This is a genomic window from Miniimonas arenae (assembly GCF_006351005.1).
In the GTDB taxonomy this organism is placed as follows: domain Bacteria; phylum Actinomycetota; class Actinomycetes; order Actinomycetales; family Beutenbergiaceae; genus Miniimonas; species Miniimonas arenae.
Genome location: NZ_VENP01000068.1, coordinates 1 through 14,244, shown reverse-complemented (window position 1 = coordinate 14,244; position 14,244 = coordinate 1). Strand labels below are relative to the sequence as shown.

The 14,244-nt window shown below is 71.9% G+C and carries 14 protein-coding genes, 2 tRNA genes and 1 pseudogene; 12 read left to right on the top strand and 5 right to left on the bottom strand.

Annotated elements, in window-relative coordinates:
* Positions 1 to 236, bottom strand: a pseudogene (locus FH969_RS13465) (hypothetical protein); the annotation flags it as partial.
* A gap of 274 nt (positions 237 to 510) precedes the next feature.
* Between FH969_RS13465 and FH969_RS13460 the strand changes: the two are divergent.
* A complete protein-coding gene (locus FH969_RS13460; protein WP_199916481.1) occupies positions 511 to 987 on the top strand; it encodes a peroxiredoxin in 477 nt (158 codons plus the stop codon).
* Positions 988 to 1,062: 75 nt separating this feature from the next.
* Positions 1,063 to 1,147 (top strand) — tRNA-Leu (locus FH969_RS13455).
* 30 nt (positions 1,148 to 1,177) lie between these two features.
* On the opposite strand, the gene orn is transcribed toward FH969_RS13455, so the two are convergent.
* The 3 genes from orn to FH969_RS13440 form a co-directional block, all read right to left on the bottom strand.
* Complete coding sequence (gene orn, locus FH969_RS13450) at positions 1,178 to 1,756, bottom strand: oligoribonuclease (protein WP_139987645.1); 579 nt, start codon at positions 1,754 to 1,756, stop codon at positions 1,178 to 1,180.
* A 68-nt stretch (positions 1,757 to 1,824) separates the two neighbouring features.
* Positions 1,825 to 2,775, bottom strand: coding sequence for an ATP-grasp domain-containing protein (locus tag FH969_RS13445; RefSeq protein WP_139987640.1), 951 nt, complete (start codon positions 2,773 to 2,775; stop codon positions 1,825 to 1,827).
* Positions 2,776 to 3,245: 470 nt separating this feature from the next.
* Positions 3,246 to 3,321, bottom strand: a tRNA-Lys gene (locus FH969_RS13440).
* A gap of 46 nt (positions 3,322 to 3,367) precedes the next feature.
* Here FH969_RS13440 and FH969_RS13435 point away from each other — a divergent pair.
* The 7 genes from FH969_RS13435 to FH969_RS13405 all read left to right on the top strand — a co-directional run bounded on the left by FH969_RS13435 (position 3,368) and on the right by FH969_RS13405 (position 9,880).
* Positions 3,368 to 4,162 (top strand): glycerophosphodiester phosphodiesterase family protein, encoded by a 795-nt coding sequence (locus FH969_RS13435; RefSeq protein ID WP_139987638.1) that lies wholly within the window; start codon positions 3,368 to 3,370, stop codon positions 4,160 to 4,162.
* A gap of 184 nt (positions 4,163 to 4,346) precedes the next feature.
* The gene (locus tag FH969_RS13430; RefSeq protein ID WP_139987635.1) at positions 4,347 to 6,143 is read left to right on the top strand and encodes a ribonucleoside triphosphate reductase; all 1,797 of its coding nucleotides are present in this window, start codon (positions 4,347 to 4,349) and stop codon (positions 6,141 to 6,143) included.
* Positions 6,143 to 6,889 carry an anaerobic ribonucleoside-triphosphate reductase activating protein gene (locus tag FH969_RS13425; RefSeq protein ID WP_139987633.1) on the top strand — a complete coding sequence of 249 codons (747 nt, stop codon included), beginning with the start codon at positions 6,143 to 6,145 and terminating at the stop codon, positions 6,887 to 6,889. The genes FH969_RS13430 and FH969_RS13425 overlap by 1 nt, the downstream gene beginning before the upstream one ends.
* Before the next feature lie 372 nt (positions 6,890 to 7,261).
* Positions 7,262 to 8,179 (top strand): sulfurtransferase, encoded by a 918-nt coding sequence (locus FH969_RS13420; RefSeq protein WP_139987631.1) that lies wholly within the window; start codon positions 7,262 to 7,264, stop codon positions 8,177 to 8,179.
* A 40-nt stretch (positions 8,180 to 8,219) separates the two neighbouring features.
* Positions 8,220 to 8,669 carry a SufE family protein gene (locus FH969_RS13415; protein WP_139987629.1) on the top strand — a complete coding sequence of 150 codons (450 nt, stop codon included), beginning with the start codon at positions 8,220 to 8,222 and terminating at the stop codon, positions 8,667 to 8,669.
* A 7-nt stretch (positions 8,670 to 8,676) separates the two neighbouring features.
* Entirely contained in the window at positions 8,677 to 9,246 is a 570-nt protein-coding gene (locus FH969_RS13410) for an SRPBCC family protein (RefSeq protein WP_139987627.1), read from the top strand.
* A 7-nt stretch (positions 9,247 to 9,253) separates the two neighbouring features.
* Positions 9,254 to 9,880, top strand: a complete 627-nt coding sequence (locus FH969_RS13405) for a DUF1345 domain-containing protein (RefSeq protein ID WP_139987625.1) — start codon at positions 9,254 to 9,256, stop codon at positions 9,878 to 9,880.
* A 7-nt stretch (positions 9,881 to 9,887) separates the two neighbouring features.
* Here FH969_RS13405 and FH969_RS13400 read toward each other — a convergent pair whose 3' ends face one another.
* On the bottom strand, positions 9,888 to 10,592 hold the full coding sequence (locus FH969_RS13400; protein WP_246071957.1) for a response regulator: 705 nt from the start codon (positions 10,590 to 10,592) through the stop codon (positions 9,888 to 9,890).
* 155 nt (positions 10,593 to 10,747) lie between these two features.
* On the opposite strand from FH969_RS13400, the gene FH969_RS13395 reads away from it, so the two are divergent.
* The 3 genes from FH969_RS13395 (at position 10,748) to FH969_RS13385 (ending at position 14,123) form a co-directional block, all read left to right on the top strand.
* Positions 10,748 to 11,092: a hypothetical protein gene (locus FH969_RS13395; protein WP_139987623.1), complete on the top strand. Its 345-nt coding sequence runs from the start codon at positions 10,748 to 10,750 to the stop codon at positions 11,090 to 11,092.
* Positions 11,093 to 11,305: 213 nt separating this feature from the next.
* Positions 11,306 to 12,607 carry a sensor histidine kinase gene (locus FH969_RS13390; RefSeq protein WP_180359809.1) on the top strand — a complete coding sequence of 434 codons (1,302 nt, stop codon included), beginning with the start codon at positions 11,306 to 11,308 and terminating at the stop codon, positions 12,605 to 12,607.
* A 667-nt stretch (positions 12,608 to 13,274) separates the two neighbouring features.
* The gene (locus FH969_RS13385; protein ID WP_139987618.1) at positions 13,275 to 14,123 is read left to right on the top strand and encodes a formate/nitrite transporter family protein; all 849 of its coding nucleotides are present in this window, start codon (positions 13,275 to 13,277) and stop codon (positions 14,121 to 14,123) included.
* Positions 14,124 to 14,244: the final 121 nt, after the last annotated feature.

The following is a 14,244-nucleotide window of genomic DNA, read 5'->3' as shown; positions in this document are numbered from 1 at the left end:
GCTCGGGCGAGGCGCACGGCCTCGGCCTTCTCGTCGATCCCCAGCCTTGGTCGGCGGCTCGGCACGTTGCGGCGACGCAGATGGGAGAACACGGTGGCGCGGTGAATGCCGTACCTCTCAGCGAGCGCCTTGACGCTCATCCCGGCCAGGTAGTCGCCGACGAGGGCGTCCACCTCGGAGTCGGTCAGAAAAGGTTTGAGCCGTCTCGACAGTGCTCGCAACAGGGCCACGATCATCCTTCGGAGCGGTATCCTGGGGACGTTGAGAGACCTCGTAGACCCCACGGTCTAGGCGGTTGACCAGGGTTTTTGTCTTGGGGGCGGAGTTGCCGAACGTACTACTCAGGCACCCGGTGCGAAGGGCCGGATCCGTTCTCGGATCCGGCCCTTCCGCGTTCCAGGGCCGTTGACGCCGCACCCGGTTCGACCCCACCGCACGCGTGCGGCAAGATCGTTCGGGGTCGCCACGACGGCGCACCGAACCGGATGACGCCGGATGACGAGGAGAAAGATGGCCACGCTCGCGGTGGGGGATGTCGCCCCGGACTTCACGCTCCCGACGGCGGGCGGCGGCACGGTCTCGCTCGCGGAGCTTCGCGAGAGCGCGACGAGCGGCGTGATCGTGTACTTCTACCCGGCGGCAGGCACCCCCGGCTGCACGACGCAGGCGTGCGACTTCCGCGACTCCCTCGCGTCGCTGCAGGGGGCGGGCTACGCCGTCGTCGGCATCTCGCCCGACAGCGAGAAGAAGCTCACGAGCTTCGCGGACGCCGAGCACCTGTCCTTCCCCGTCGCTGCGGACCCGGACAAGAAGGTGCTCGAGGCCTACGGCGCGTGGGGCGAGAAGCGGCTCTACGGCAAGACCGTGGTCGGCGTGATCCGCTCGACGTTCGTCGTCGCGCCCGACGGGACGCTCACCCTCGCGCAGTACAACGTCCGGGCCACCGGTCACGTCGCCAAGCTGCGCCGGGACCTCGACCTCGTCTAGCGGCTGGGGGCCGGGCGAGACCAGCACGGCGGTTACGCTGATCCGGCTGTGCCCGGGCCCTGCGCCCGCGCCGGCGCGCGAGTGGCGAAACTGGCAGACGCGCAGGATTTAGGTTCCTGTGTCTTCGGGCGTGCGGGTTCAAGTCCCGCCTCGCGCACCACCGGCCGCACCCTCAGCTCGGCGCGAGCGCTCACCCCGCGAGCGTCGGCGCCGCCGCGATGAGCGCCGCCCGCTTGCGCAGGTCCGCGGAGCTCGGCCCTTCGCCGTCGGGGAACAGCGCGGCGCGGTAGTAGCGCAGCTCGTCGATGCTCTCCCCGATGTCCGCGAGCGCGCGGTGCCCGCCGGCCTTGCGCGGCGAGGCGAAGTACGCCCGGGGGTACCAGCGCCGGGCGAGCTCCTTCACCGAGGACACGTCGATGACGCGGTAGTGCAGGTGCTCCACCAGCGCGGGCATGTCGCGCTCGAGGAACACCTTGTCCGTGCCGACGGAGTTGCCCGCGAGCGGCGCCTTGCGCGGCTCGGGCACGAACCGCGTGACGTACTCCAGGACCAGGTCTGCCGCGTCCGCGAGGGGGAGTCCGCCGTCGAGCTCGGAGAGGAGGCCCGACTTCGTGTGCATCTCGCGCACGACGTCACCCATCTGCTCCACAGCGCCGGCCGGCGGCGCGATGACGAGGTCGATCCCGGGGTCCAGCGGCGTGAGGTCGGAGTCGGTGATGATGACGGCGACCTCGACGAGCGCGTCGTTGCGCGCGTCCAGACCCGTCATCTCGCAGTCGATCCAGACGATGGGGTCCACGGCAGCGCTCACGCGACCACCCTAGCCGCGGCGTTGGGTCAGGCGGTGGTGTCGTTGCGAGGGTCGGGGCCGTAGGCGACCTCGCGCAGGATCGCGCTGGCGAACCTGTCGAGCGAGCCGGGCGCGAGCGACGTGTAGAGCGCGGGCTCGACGAGCTCGAGCTCCATGAGCAGCGGCTGCTGGTCGCCGCGGATCACGAGGTCGACGCGCGCGTAGAGGAGGGGGCGGGACTGCATCGAGCGGCCGGGGACGAGGCGGCGCACCTCGGTGATGATCTCGCTCGCGACGTCGATCTCGACCTGCGACGGCGTCCACGGCTCCATGACCTCGGGGGTGTAGACGTCGCCCTCGCCGTTGTCCTCGCCCATGAGCATGGCGCCCTTGTGCATCGCGTGCGAGTACTCCCCGTGCAGGAAGACGAGCGCACTCTCGCCGAAGGTGTCGATCTCGGGCATGTAGCGCTGGACCATCACGGAGCGGCCGGCCGAGAGCAGGCGCTCGGCGTGCTTGATCGCGAGGCGGCGGGAGTCGGCGTCGGTGGCGGTGTACCGGCCGGTGTCGACCGAGCCGGCGGAGATCGCGGGCTTCACCACGAAGTCCTCGCGGGCCGGGAAGCGGTTGTGCAGGTCGCGCTTGGTGTACTCGCGGTCCGGCTCGAGCCAGAGGGTCTCCACCACGGGCAGGCCGTGCCCGGCGAGTGCGCGGACGTAGTGCTTGTCGCTGTTCCAGCGGACGACGTTCGCCGGGTTGCGCAGGGTGGGCACGCGCGCGGCCCAGTCGAGGAACTCGGCCCGGCGGCTGCTGTAGTCCCAGACGCTGCGCAGCACGACGAGGTCGAACGAGGACCAGTCGACGGCGGGGTCGTCCCAGATCTCGATGCTGACCTGCGCGTCGCGCTCGGTGAGGGCGACGACGAGCGCCCGGTCCTCCGGCTCGCCCTGAGGGTTGTCGGAGCTGGTGACGAGCGCGATGCGTGGCGTGGTGGTCACGGGGACACCGTATCGGCCCGGCTGGGCTCAGCCCGAGCGAGTGACGAACGCCGCACGACGGCGGCCGAGATGGCGGCCATGACGGTGGCCGCGGTGGTGCCTGCGACGGACTAGGGGCGAGTGGTTCAGGATCGGGCCGGTCGGCTCACCCCCCAGCGGTGCGCCGACCCGACCCGATCCTCCCTGCAGCCCCCTGCAGAGCCCCCTGCAACCCCCTGCGTGCCCCGCCACCGACGTCGCGCGGCGGAGCGTCGCGGGTTCTCGGCGCAGGTGCCTCGACCCCGTGACACTGCGAGAGAGGCGGGCGAGGACGCCCTGATACATCGGTCGGGAAACTTCTTCGGAGGAGATTCCTGGGCGCCCGCGGGGGGGCGCTGGCGGGCTGCCGCGACGGCGACGGCGGGCTCTACGAGGGCGCACCGGGCTTGGAACGACGCGAGGGCCCGGCTCCTTGCGGAACCGGGCCCTCGTGGTACACCCCCCGGGACTCGAACCCGGAACCCACTGATTAAGAGTCAGTTGCTCTGCCAATTGAGCTAGAGGTGCATGCCGTGCGGCGGGAACCGACTTTAGCACGGGGGAGGATGACACCGTGAATCGACGACGTGACCTGTACCACCCCGGCAAGCCCGTCATCCTCGCGCACCGCGGCGGCATGGCGGAGTCGCCCGAGAACACGCGCGAGGCGGTGTCGGCGATGCTCGCCGTCGGGGTGCGTGCGATGGAGACGGACGTGCGCCACTCCAGCGACGGCGTCCCGGTCCTCGCGCACGACGTCACCCTCGCGCGTCGGTTCGGGGACCCGCGCGACATCTCGACCGTGCCCTGGCGCGAGCTCGCCGCGCTGCGCGACGTCGACGGCGCCGCACCCCTTCGCCTGGACGAGCTGCTCGCGGAGCACCCCGACGTCGTCGTGAACATCGACGCGAAGACCGACGAGGTCGTCGGCCCCGTGCTGCGCGCGGTGCGGCAGGCACGCGCCACCGAGCGCGTCTGCCTCACGGCCTTCTCCTCGCGTCGGGTTGCCCGGATGGCCCGGATCACCGGCGAGCGCGTCATGCTCGGCGCCGGGATGGCCGACGCGGCGCGGCTCGTCGCCCTCGCGCGGATGCGCGAGCGGGCCGCCGCGTCGCGGCTGGTCGGAGCCGGCCCGGCTCGGGCGATCCAGGTGCCGCTGACGTTCCGGGGCGTCCCGGTCGTGACCCCGCGCTTCGTCGCGGCGGCGCACGCCGCGGGCCACGTGGTGCACGTGTGGACCGTCAACGACCCGGACGAGATGGACCGCCTCCTCGACCTCGGTGTCGACGGCGTGGTCACGGACGTGCCGTCGCTCGCCGTCGAGGTGTTCGCCCGGCGTGGGCTCACGCCCTGGCCGGAGGTGGGCTGAGCCCGACGCGCCCGCCGTGCCACATCGAGACCACCGATGCCGGGGACCAAGGTCCCGATTCTATGGTGACATAGATCACAGCCACCACAACATCTAGTATCGGCGCGTCGTTCGCACCCCAGCATGTTGTGGTCGCCGTAGTGTGGAGGCACAAGCCACCCGCGCCAGAGAAGGGCCTTCCACCATGCCGACCGTCGACGCCGCCGCCACCATCGAGGAGTACCTGGAGCGCAGCGACTGGCGCGTGAACGCCAACGCGAACCAGGGCTACTCGCTCGGGGGGATGGTGCTCAACACCTCCGGCAAGGTGGTCGCGAACTACTGGCTCGACCGCGTGTACGCGCCCGAGGCCGGAGCGGCGCACCGCGAGGGCGCGCTGCACATCCACGACCTCGACATGCTGTCCGGCTACTGCGCCGGCTGGAGCCTGCGGACGCTCGTCGAGGAGGGCTTCGGGGGCGTCCCCGGGGCGATCGCGTCGCGTCCGCCGAAGCACCTGTCCAGCGCGTGCGGCCAGATCGTGAACTTCCTCGGCACGCTGCAGAACGAGTGGGCGGGCGCGCAGGCGTTCAGCTCGTTCGACACCTACCTGGCGCCGTTCGTCCGCCTCGACGCCATGGACTACGACGACGTGTTCCAGTGCCTGCAGGAGATGATCCACAACCTCAACGTGCCGTCGCGGTGGGGCACGCAGACCCCGTTCACGAACCTCACCTTCGACTGGAACCCGCCCGCGGACCTGGCCGAGCAGCACCCGATGATCGGCGGCGAGCCGGTCGACTTCACCTACGGCGAGCTCCAGGCCGAGATGGACCTCATCAACCGCGCCTACATCGACGTCATGACCGCCGGCGACGCGGACGGGCGCGTCTTCACCTTCCCGATCCCCACGTACAACATCACCGCCGACTTCGACTGGGACTGCGACAACGCGTCCCGGCTGTTCGCGATGACGGCCAAGTACGGCCTGCCCTACTTCCAGAACTTCATCAACTCCGAGCTCGACCCGGGCATGATCCGCTCGATGTGCTGCCGCCTGCAGCTCGACCTGCGCGAGCTGCTCAAGCGCGGCAACGGCCTGTTCGGCTCGGCCGAGCAGACCGGGTCCATCGGCGTGGTCACGGTCAACTGCGCGCGCCTGGGCTACCTGCACGCGCACGACGAGGCCGGCCTGCTCGCCGAGCTCGACCGGCTGCTCGAGCTCGGCAAGGACAGCCTCGAGGTCAAGCGCGTGTTCGTGCAGGGGCTCATCGACGGCGGCCTGTACCCCTGGACGCGCCGCTACCTCGGCACGCTGGAGAACCACTTCTCCACGCTCGGCGTGAACGGCATGAACGAGATGGTCCGCAACTTCTTCCTCGACGCCGAGGACCTCACCACGCCGGAGGGGTACGCGCTCGTCGTGCGCGTGCTCGACCATGTGCGTGAGCGCCTCGTGCAGTTCCAGGAGGAGACCGGTCACCTCTACAACCTCGAGGCGACGCCCGCCGAGGGGGCGACCTACCGGTTCGCCAAGGAGGACCGCGCACGCTTCCCCGGCATTCTCCAGGCCGGCACCGACGAGAACCCGTACTACACGAACTCCTCCCAGCTGCCGGTCGCCCACACGACCGACCCCTTCGAGGCCCTCGAGTTGCAGGACGAGCTCCAGCGCAAGTACACCGGCGGCACGGTGCTGCACCTCTACATGGGGGAGCAGATCAGCTCGGCGGACGCCTGCCGGAACATGGTGCGCCGCGCGCTCACCCGGTTCTCGCTGCCCTACCTCACGATCACGCCGACGTTCTCGATCTGCCCCAACCACGGCTACCTCGCGGGGGAGCAGCCCACGTGCCCGCAGTGCGCCGCCGCCGGGCGCGAGGTCGAGTGCGAGGTGTGGACGCGCGTGATGGGTTACCACCGTCCGACGAAGTCCTTCAACATCGGCAAGAAGGGCGAGTTCGCCGAGCGCACGCCGTTCCGCGAGCCCGCCCTGGTCTGATGGCGCCCGACGGCGAGCCCACCTCGGGCGCCGACGCGGCGGCGCTCGCGTCGCTCCAGATCGCGGGGCTCGTGCCGCTGTCCACGGTCGACTGGCCCGGGATGCTCGTCGCGACCGCGTTCCTCCAGGGCTGCCCGTGGCAGTGCGTCTACTGCCACAACCCCGACCTCATGGCGTCGCGCACGCCCGGCACGGTCGCGTGGGACGAGGTCGCGGCGCTGCTGCGGCGTCGTCGCGGGCTGCTCGACGGACTCGTGCTCACCGGCGGTGAGCCGACCCGCCAGCTTGGCGCGCTCGCCGCGGCGAGGTGGGCGCGCGAGGAGGGGTTCGCCGTCGGGCTGCACACCGCGGGCGCCTACCCGGCGCGGCTTGCCGCGCTGCTGCCGCACGTGGACTGGGTGGGCCTCGACGTCAAGGCGACGGCCGCGCGGTACGACACCGTCGCGGGCGCGAGGCACGCCGGCGAGCGCGCGACGGCGTCGCTCGCCCTCGTCCTGCGGGCGGCGGCCGAGCGGGGCACGGGTTACGAGGTGCGCACGACCGTCGCGCCCGGGATGGCGAGCGACACGCTGGTGCTCGCGCGGGACCTGCGCGCGGCGGGCGTGCGGACATACGCGCTGCAGCAGGCGCGCGCCGAGGGCACCCTCAGCCTCGCCGACGCGCACCCGCCCGGGTGGGACGCGGAGTTTGCGGCGCTCGCCGAGGAGGTGCGCGGGCTCGGCTTCGAGACGCTGCACGTGCGCTGACCGCGCGACGGCTGCAGGGACGGGGCCGGTGGGGTCCGTGGGTGACCGGCGGCGCGTGGCTCACGGTCGACGGGATCGGCGCTGCGCGACGCAGTGCTCGCCGGGCTCTGGCAGGTGGACTTCCCGATCGGACGGCCCGGCTCCCGGTCGCTACGGGAGGTTTCGCGGCGCGCGTCGCGGCCGCGATCGGCGCGCTGGGCACGACTCCCACGGACCTGCAGCGCGCGATCGACGCGGTGCGGGCGGCGCCGCGCCCGGACGTCGGCTGAGCCGACCGTCCCACCTGGTGGACTTCTTCGACCGCCTCGTGGTCGGCGGTCGGCCCCGACCTAGGCTGAAGACCCGCCGAGTCCCGCCTCAGGAGGAGGACCCATGCCGGTCGCCGTCGACGACACCGAGCCCAAGTTCGCCGAGTACGCCCACCCGGAGCGTCTCGTGAGCACGTCGTGGCTCGCCGAGCACCTGGGCGAACCCGGCCTGGTGGTCGTGGAGTCGGACGAGGACGTGCTGCTCTACGAGACCGGCCACATCCCGGGCGCCGTGAAGATCGACTGGCACCTCGACCTCAACGACCCGCTCGTGCGCGACTACGTCGACGGCGAGGGCTTCGCCCGCCTGCTCGGCAGCCGCGGCATCTCCCGCGACACGACGATCGTGCTCTACGGGGACCGGTCGAACTGGTGGGCGGCGTACGCCCTGTGGGTGTTCTCGCTCTTCGGGCACCCGGACGTCCGGCTGCTGGACGGCGGCCGCGAGAAGTGGGTCGCGGAGGGCCGCGAGCTCACGATCAGCTCGCCCGACGTCGCACCCGTGCCCTACCCGGTCGTGCCGCGCGAGGACGGCGCCATCCGGGCCTTCAAGGAGGACGTGCTCGAGCACCTGGGCAACCCGCTCGTCGACATCCGCTCGCCCCAGGAGTACACGGGCGAGCGCACGCACATGCCGGACTACCCCGAGGAGGGGGCGCTGCGCGGCGGCCACATCCCGACGGCGCGGAACGTGCCGTGGGCACGCGCCGTCGCGGAGGACGCCAGCTTCCGCCCGCGCGCCGAGCTCGAGGGGATCTACGGCGACGGCGGTGACGGCTCCGGTCTGGGCCTCGGTGCGGACGACTCGATCATCACGTACTGCCGCATCGGCGAGCGCTCGAGCCACACGTGGTTCGTGCTCACCCACCTGCTCGGCATCCCCGACGTGCGCAACTACGACGGCTCGTGGACCGAGTGGGGCAACGCCGTGCGGGTGCCGATCGTCAAGGGCGCCGAGCCGGGGCTCGCGCCGGTGCGCTGAGCCCCGGCCCCCCACTCGGTGCCGGTGGGAGGATGGCGGGGTGACCGACGCCGCCCTGCCCGACGCCCTCGTCGCCATCCGCGAGGACTTCCTCGCGCTCGACGTGCGCGACCGGCTCCAGCTCCTCCTGGAGTTCTCGAACGAGCTGCCGGAGGTCCCCGAGCGCTTCGCGGCGCGGCCGGAGCTGCTCGAGCCGGTTCCGGAGTGCCAGGCACCGATCGCGTTCATCACCGAGATCGAGACGTCCGACGGCGAGCCTCGCGTCCACTTCCACGCCTCGGCCCCGCCCGGGGCGCCGACCTCGCGCGGGTTCGCCTCGATCCTCGCCCAGGGGCTCGACGGGCTGACGCCCGATCAGGTTGTGGCCATCCCCGCCGACTACCCACTCACCCTCGGCCTCGCCGAGGCGGTCTCGCCGCTGCGGCTGCGCGGCATGACGGCGTTGCTCACCCGCGCCAAGCGGCAGGTCGCCGAGCGGCTCGCCTCCTAGCGTCGCCGTGACCGCCGCCCGCAGGCCCGATCGCGACGGCGCGACCGTGCTCACCCTGCGCTCCACGTGGCGGCTGCCCGCGCCGCCGGACCGGACGTGGGACGTGCTCGCCGACCCGACCTCCTGGCCGCTGTGGTGGCCGGGACTGCGGTCCAGGGTCGTGCGGCAGGGCATGCACGACGGCGTGGGCACGCGAGGCTCGCTCGCCTACCTCGCGCCGGGCTACGTCATCCGCGTCGGGCTCGAGGTCGTCGCGGCGCTGCCGCCGGGTGCTGGGCGGGGCGGCTGTGGCGGGGTCGGCGGCTGCGGCGGCGTCGTGCTGCGCGCCGTCGGCGATTTGCGCGGCCGCGCCCTCGCCGTCCTGCGCCCGGACGAAGCCGCCGGCGCCGAGGTCACGACCGCCACCGTGCTCACCATCGACTGGCGGGTCCGACCCGCGGGCGCCCTGCTGCGGCGGGCGGCGCTCCGGGCGCCGCGCGTGCTCGAGGCGAGCCACGCCGTCGTGATGGACCGCGGTGAGCGCGGGCTCCGAGCGCACCTGACGGCCACGCGCTCGTGGGGTTCACTGGGCCGATGAGTGTGCGATGAGTGTGCGCAGGAGGGCGGACGTCCCCGCGAGCGTCCGGCTCGCCGTGTCGGTCGTCGCGGGGGTCGTGGCCGCGTTGCTGCCGACCTGGCAGACGCTGGTCGGCGCGCTCCTGGGCGGGTGGGCCGTGTGCGGCGCGCTGTACTGCGGCTGGACGCTCGCCGTCGTGCTCCCGATGGACGCGGGCGCGACGGCGTCGCACGCCACCCGCGAGGAACCCACCCGGGTGGGCGCGCACCTGGTCGTCGGGGTGGCGTCGCTCGCCAGCGTCGTGGGGGCCGGGGTGCTGCTCGTGGCGCATCAGCGAGCCGGGAGCGTGGTGGCGGCGCTGCTTGCCGTCGTCGTCTCGTGGCTTGCGGTGCACACGTCCGCGGCGCTGCGATACGCGCGCCTGTACTACGTGCCGCCGGTGGGCGGGGTGGACTTCCACCAGAGCGAGCCGCCCCGGTACACCGACTTCGCCTACATGGCGTTCACGGTGGGGATGAGCTTCGCGATCTCGGACACCGACCTGGCGTCCTCGCGGATGCGGCAGCGTGCGCTCCTGCACGCGCTGCAGGCCTACGTGCTGGGCACCGTGATCGTCGCGCTCACCGTCAACCTCGTCGCGGGGCTGGCGGGCTGAGCTCGGCTCAGGTGTGGCCGACGTCCACGATGCCGAGGCGCACGGCGTGGATCAGGACCTGAACGCGGTCGCGCACCTGGAACTTCTGGGCGATGCGGCCCAGGGTGGCCTTGACCGTGGCCTCCGAGACGAAGAGCGTGTCCGCGATCTCGCGGTTGCTGTTGCCCTCCGCGAGGCAGCGGAGCACGTCGAGCTCGCGGGGCGTGAGACCCGGGTCCGCCGGCGGTGGCGACGACTCGGCCGCGCCCGGGCTGGATGACGTCGCGGTACCGCCGGGGTGCTCGTCCTCGGACTTCACGGTGGCGATGAGCTCGCGCGTCACAGCGGGGGAGAGGACCGCCTCGCCGCGGTGGACGGCCTCGATCGCGTCGAGGATCTCGCGTGGGCGGGCGTCCTTGAGGAGGTACCCGGCCGTGCCGGCGCGCAGTGCGGGGATCACGAACTCCTGCGAGGAGAACGCGGTGAGCGTGAGGATCCGCGCCCCGGGATCCTCCTGGAGGAGTTCCCGGGTGGCTGCGATGCCGTCCTTGACGGGCATCTGGATGTCCAGCAGCACGACGTCGGGTCGAGTCTCCCGAAAGAGCGGAAGGGCCTCGCCACCGTGCCGGGCGAGCCCCGCCAGCTCGTAACCGTCGGCGGCGTCGAGGAGCATCTCGAGCGCGTTCCGCACCATCGGGTCGTCCTCGACGACAAGCACGCGAATGACCCCCACGGCTTGATCGTAGTGGGCTGCGGCGGCGCTCCTGGAGACCTGTGACCGCCTCGAGACGCGGCGTGAGGGACGAAACGTGCTTTTATCCCCTTCTTTTTCGTCACACAAGCGACGATTGGCTTGCGAAGATCGCCTCGAGATGGTGCGCTTGTCCCATGACGTCGTCGACCTCCCCCCTGCCCGCGCGCCGCCGCGCCACCCTCGTTCTCCGCCTGTCCGCAGTCCTCTCCGTCGCGGCACTCACCGCCGTCGTCGTGCCCGCCGCGAGCGCGAGCAGCCTCGACACGCCGGCCGCGTCGGTGAGCGCCGAGGCGGCGCCTGTGAGCGCTGCGGCGACGGTGTCCGGGTTCACGGGCGTCCTGGCCGCTGGGCTGGGCGGTTCGAGCAGCGCTGCCCTCGCGCCGCAGGCTCCCAGCACGGGCAACCCGGGCGTGAGCACGCAGTCGATCTTCGGTGACACGGGGCGGTGGGCGTGCAAGCGGCTCGGACTGTTCTGCTGACGCCCGAGGGCGTCGCGCGGACCGACTGAGGAAGGTGCCGTGGGCGTCGCCACGCAGATCCGCCAAACGGTCTCCTCGCCCGAACTGTGGCGGGCGCGTGACCCACGCGTGCTTCGCTGGGTTCTGACGCTCGCCGCTACCGCTTTCCTCGCTGACAGTGGCATCTCCCTCATCGCGAGGCAGGATGCGGGCAAGACCGAGAATCTGATCGCGATGGTGGCGTTCTCGGCTGCCGCACTGCTGTGCTGGATCTCGTTCGACGTGCTCGCGATCGGGTTCGTCGCCGCGATGATCGTGACGGCATGGGTGGACGGCTGGTTCGCCGGGATCGTCTTCGTCCCGGCGATGCTGGGCGTGGTTGCCGCGGCGTCGAGCGGTCCGTTCATCGTCGCGACCTCGCTGGCGGCAACCGCGTGGGCAGTCTCGATCCGCTGGCTCTCGCCGGACGACACCGTCATCATCACGCCGTTGATCCTGGCGCTGCTGGCCGCGGTCGTCATCGGTGCGTCGTTCCGGTTTCGTGCAGTGCGTCACGAGATAGACCGCGGCCGGCTCGATGCCACGCGTGAGGCGCTCGAGGCGCAGCAGTGGCTCGAGCGCGAGGCGGTCGAGGGTGTCCGGCGGTCGGTGGCTCGCGACCTGCACGACGTCGTCGCGCACGGGCTCACCGTCATCGCGATGCAGTCCGACGTCGCGGTCTTCACCCGGGACCTCGACAAGGCGCACGACGCGCTCGGGCGCATCTCCGACGCGTCCCACCAGGCGCTCACCGACCTGCGCATCATGCTCAAGCTGCTGCAGGAACCGACCGACGACGGCGAGACGCCCCTCGGGCCGCCCGACGCCAGCACGCTGCGCCTGGAGATCACCGGTCCGCAGTTCCGCGAGGTTCTCGAGGAGCTCGGTTTTCGCACCACACTGGACATCGGCTCGCGGACGTCGATGCTCACCCGCGGTGCCGAGATCACGCTGCACCGCGTGCTCCAGGAGGCGACGACCAACGTGCTCAAGCACGCTCCCGACGGCTCCTCGTGTGCGATCACGATCGAGGTGACCGGCGAGGCCCCGCAGGGAGTGGCTGCGCTGCGCGTGGTGAGCGAGATGCCGCGGACCTCGCGTCCCGATCGGGCGAGCACCGGCGACCCGCGGCGCGTGCACCTGGGCCTGCTGTCGATGAGGGAGCGGGTCGAGTCGCTCGGCGGCGAGTTCGACGCCGGCCGACGGGGTGACCAGTGGGTCGTCGAGGCGACCATCCCGGTGGCCCTGCGCCCCGATCGATCCGAGCTCGCCGACGAGGACGACGCGCGTCGCCCGCCCCGCAGCGACGCGGGCGAGAGCCCTTCGTCTCACTCGCCCCACGTGTCCGGAGGCGCCGCTTCCGGCCGGAGCTCGGCGTCGCGCGCGCCTCGGCACGGCGCACCCGCCCCGCAGCACCACGTCGAGAGCGACGAGGCCGTCGTCCGGAACGCCGCGCCCGCCGCGCCCGCCGAGGCCGCTCCGTCGTCGTCTCGCTGACACGTCGCCGCGCCCGCTCTGTCATCGTCCAGCCGAGCCGCTCCGTCTTCGGTCGCTGACGCGTCGTCGAGCCTGCTCCGTCGTCGTCTCGCCGACGCGTCGCCGAGCCCCTGAGTGCCAGCGCCCTCGCCACCAGCGCGCCGGCACGACGAAGGCCCTCCGTGCGAGGCACGAAGGGCCAGACGTGAAGGTCCTGAGACAGTCAGCAGCCGCGACGCCGAGGTGGGGGGGTTTCGGCGTCGCGGCTGCTGGGCGCTCCGGTCAGTTGGGGGTTTGACCGGTGCGCGGCCGACCTGGGGCTCCGCGGAGGCTTCCGGGGGTGGGGGCAGGGGGGTTGGTTCCCACCCCCGCCTCGGCGGCCCAGCGGGTCGGCGTACGAGCAGCGCCGGGCAGAGCCCGTGCTGCAGCAGGTGCATCGTGGCTCAGAGAGTCCGCGAAGGTCGAAGTCGACGACGACGTGTGTGTCATGGCTTCATCCCTCCCTCGCGGCTCTCCCCAGAGCTCGACATGAAGAGGAAACCAGAACGGTGACGGGGGGCGGTAGATACTTTCGTCTAGACCTCACGTGCGTCGCGAACCGCACGGTCTCAACGATGTGAACGAGCCCACGTCCGCTCGGGACCTTCGCCCCCTCGTGGTGCCGCAGACCACACGGAAGGCTTGTCCCGTGCTCGATCTTCCCACCACCATCGACGTCCAGCTCGGCCAGGCGCACCACAAGGTCGAGTCCGCCGCGCACCCGTGGCGCTACCTCGTCGCCTCCATGCTCGCGGGCATGTACATCGGCATCGGTGTCGTCCTCATGGTGATGACGGCCGGTCCGCTGGGCAACAGCCCGCTCGTCGCAGGCGCCGTGTTCGGCGTCGCCCTCACGCTCGTGGTGTTCGCCGGGGCTGAGCTCGTCACGAGCGCCATGATGATCCTGCCGCAGGCGGCGATCACGCGGTCGATCGGCTGGGGCCGGGCGATCGGGACGCTGCTGTTCTGCTTCTTCGGCAACCTGGTCGGGTCCGTCGTCTTCGCGTGGATGATCGTGCAGTCCCGCGTCCTGGACGGGAACGCCGGCGGCGAGATGCTCGCCGCGATGATCGAGCACAAGAACGTCGAGGGGTTCGGGGAGATGTTCTTCCGCGGCGTCCTGTGCAACGTGCTCGTCTGCGTGGCGATCTGGGCGGCGAACCGCCTGCAGTCGGAGGCGGGCAAGGCCATCATCATCTTCTGGTGCATCCTGGCGTTCATCGCCTCGGGCTTCGAGCACGTCGTGGCCAACATGACCACGTTCTCGATCGCGCTGTTCCAGGGCGGCATGACCGACCTCGCGCACATGGCCCGCAACCTCGCGGTCGTCGGTCTCGGCAACCTCGTGGGCGGCGCCGTCGTGATCGGCGTCAGCTACCTCGTCGTCTCCGGTCGCCTCGGCACCACGCGCCCGACGGCGAGCACCGCCTCTCCGATCGACGTCGCCCTCGCGCAGGAGCAGGTCGACCGGGTGGGGGTTCCGGTCCGCGTCGGCTGACGGTCCGCCGGGGGCCTTCACCGGCCGCGGCTGACCAGCTCGCGTGCGTCGAGAACGGCCCGTGGCGACGAGAACGGCCCGTGGCGGCCTCCACGGGCCGCGGCTGACCAGCTCGCGTGCG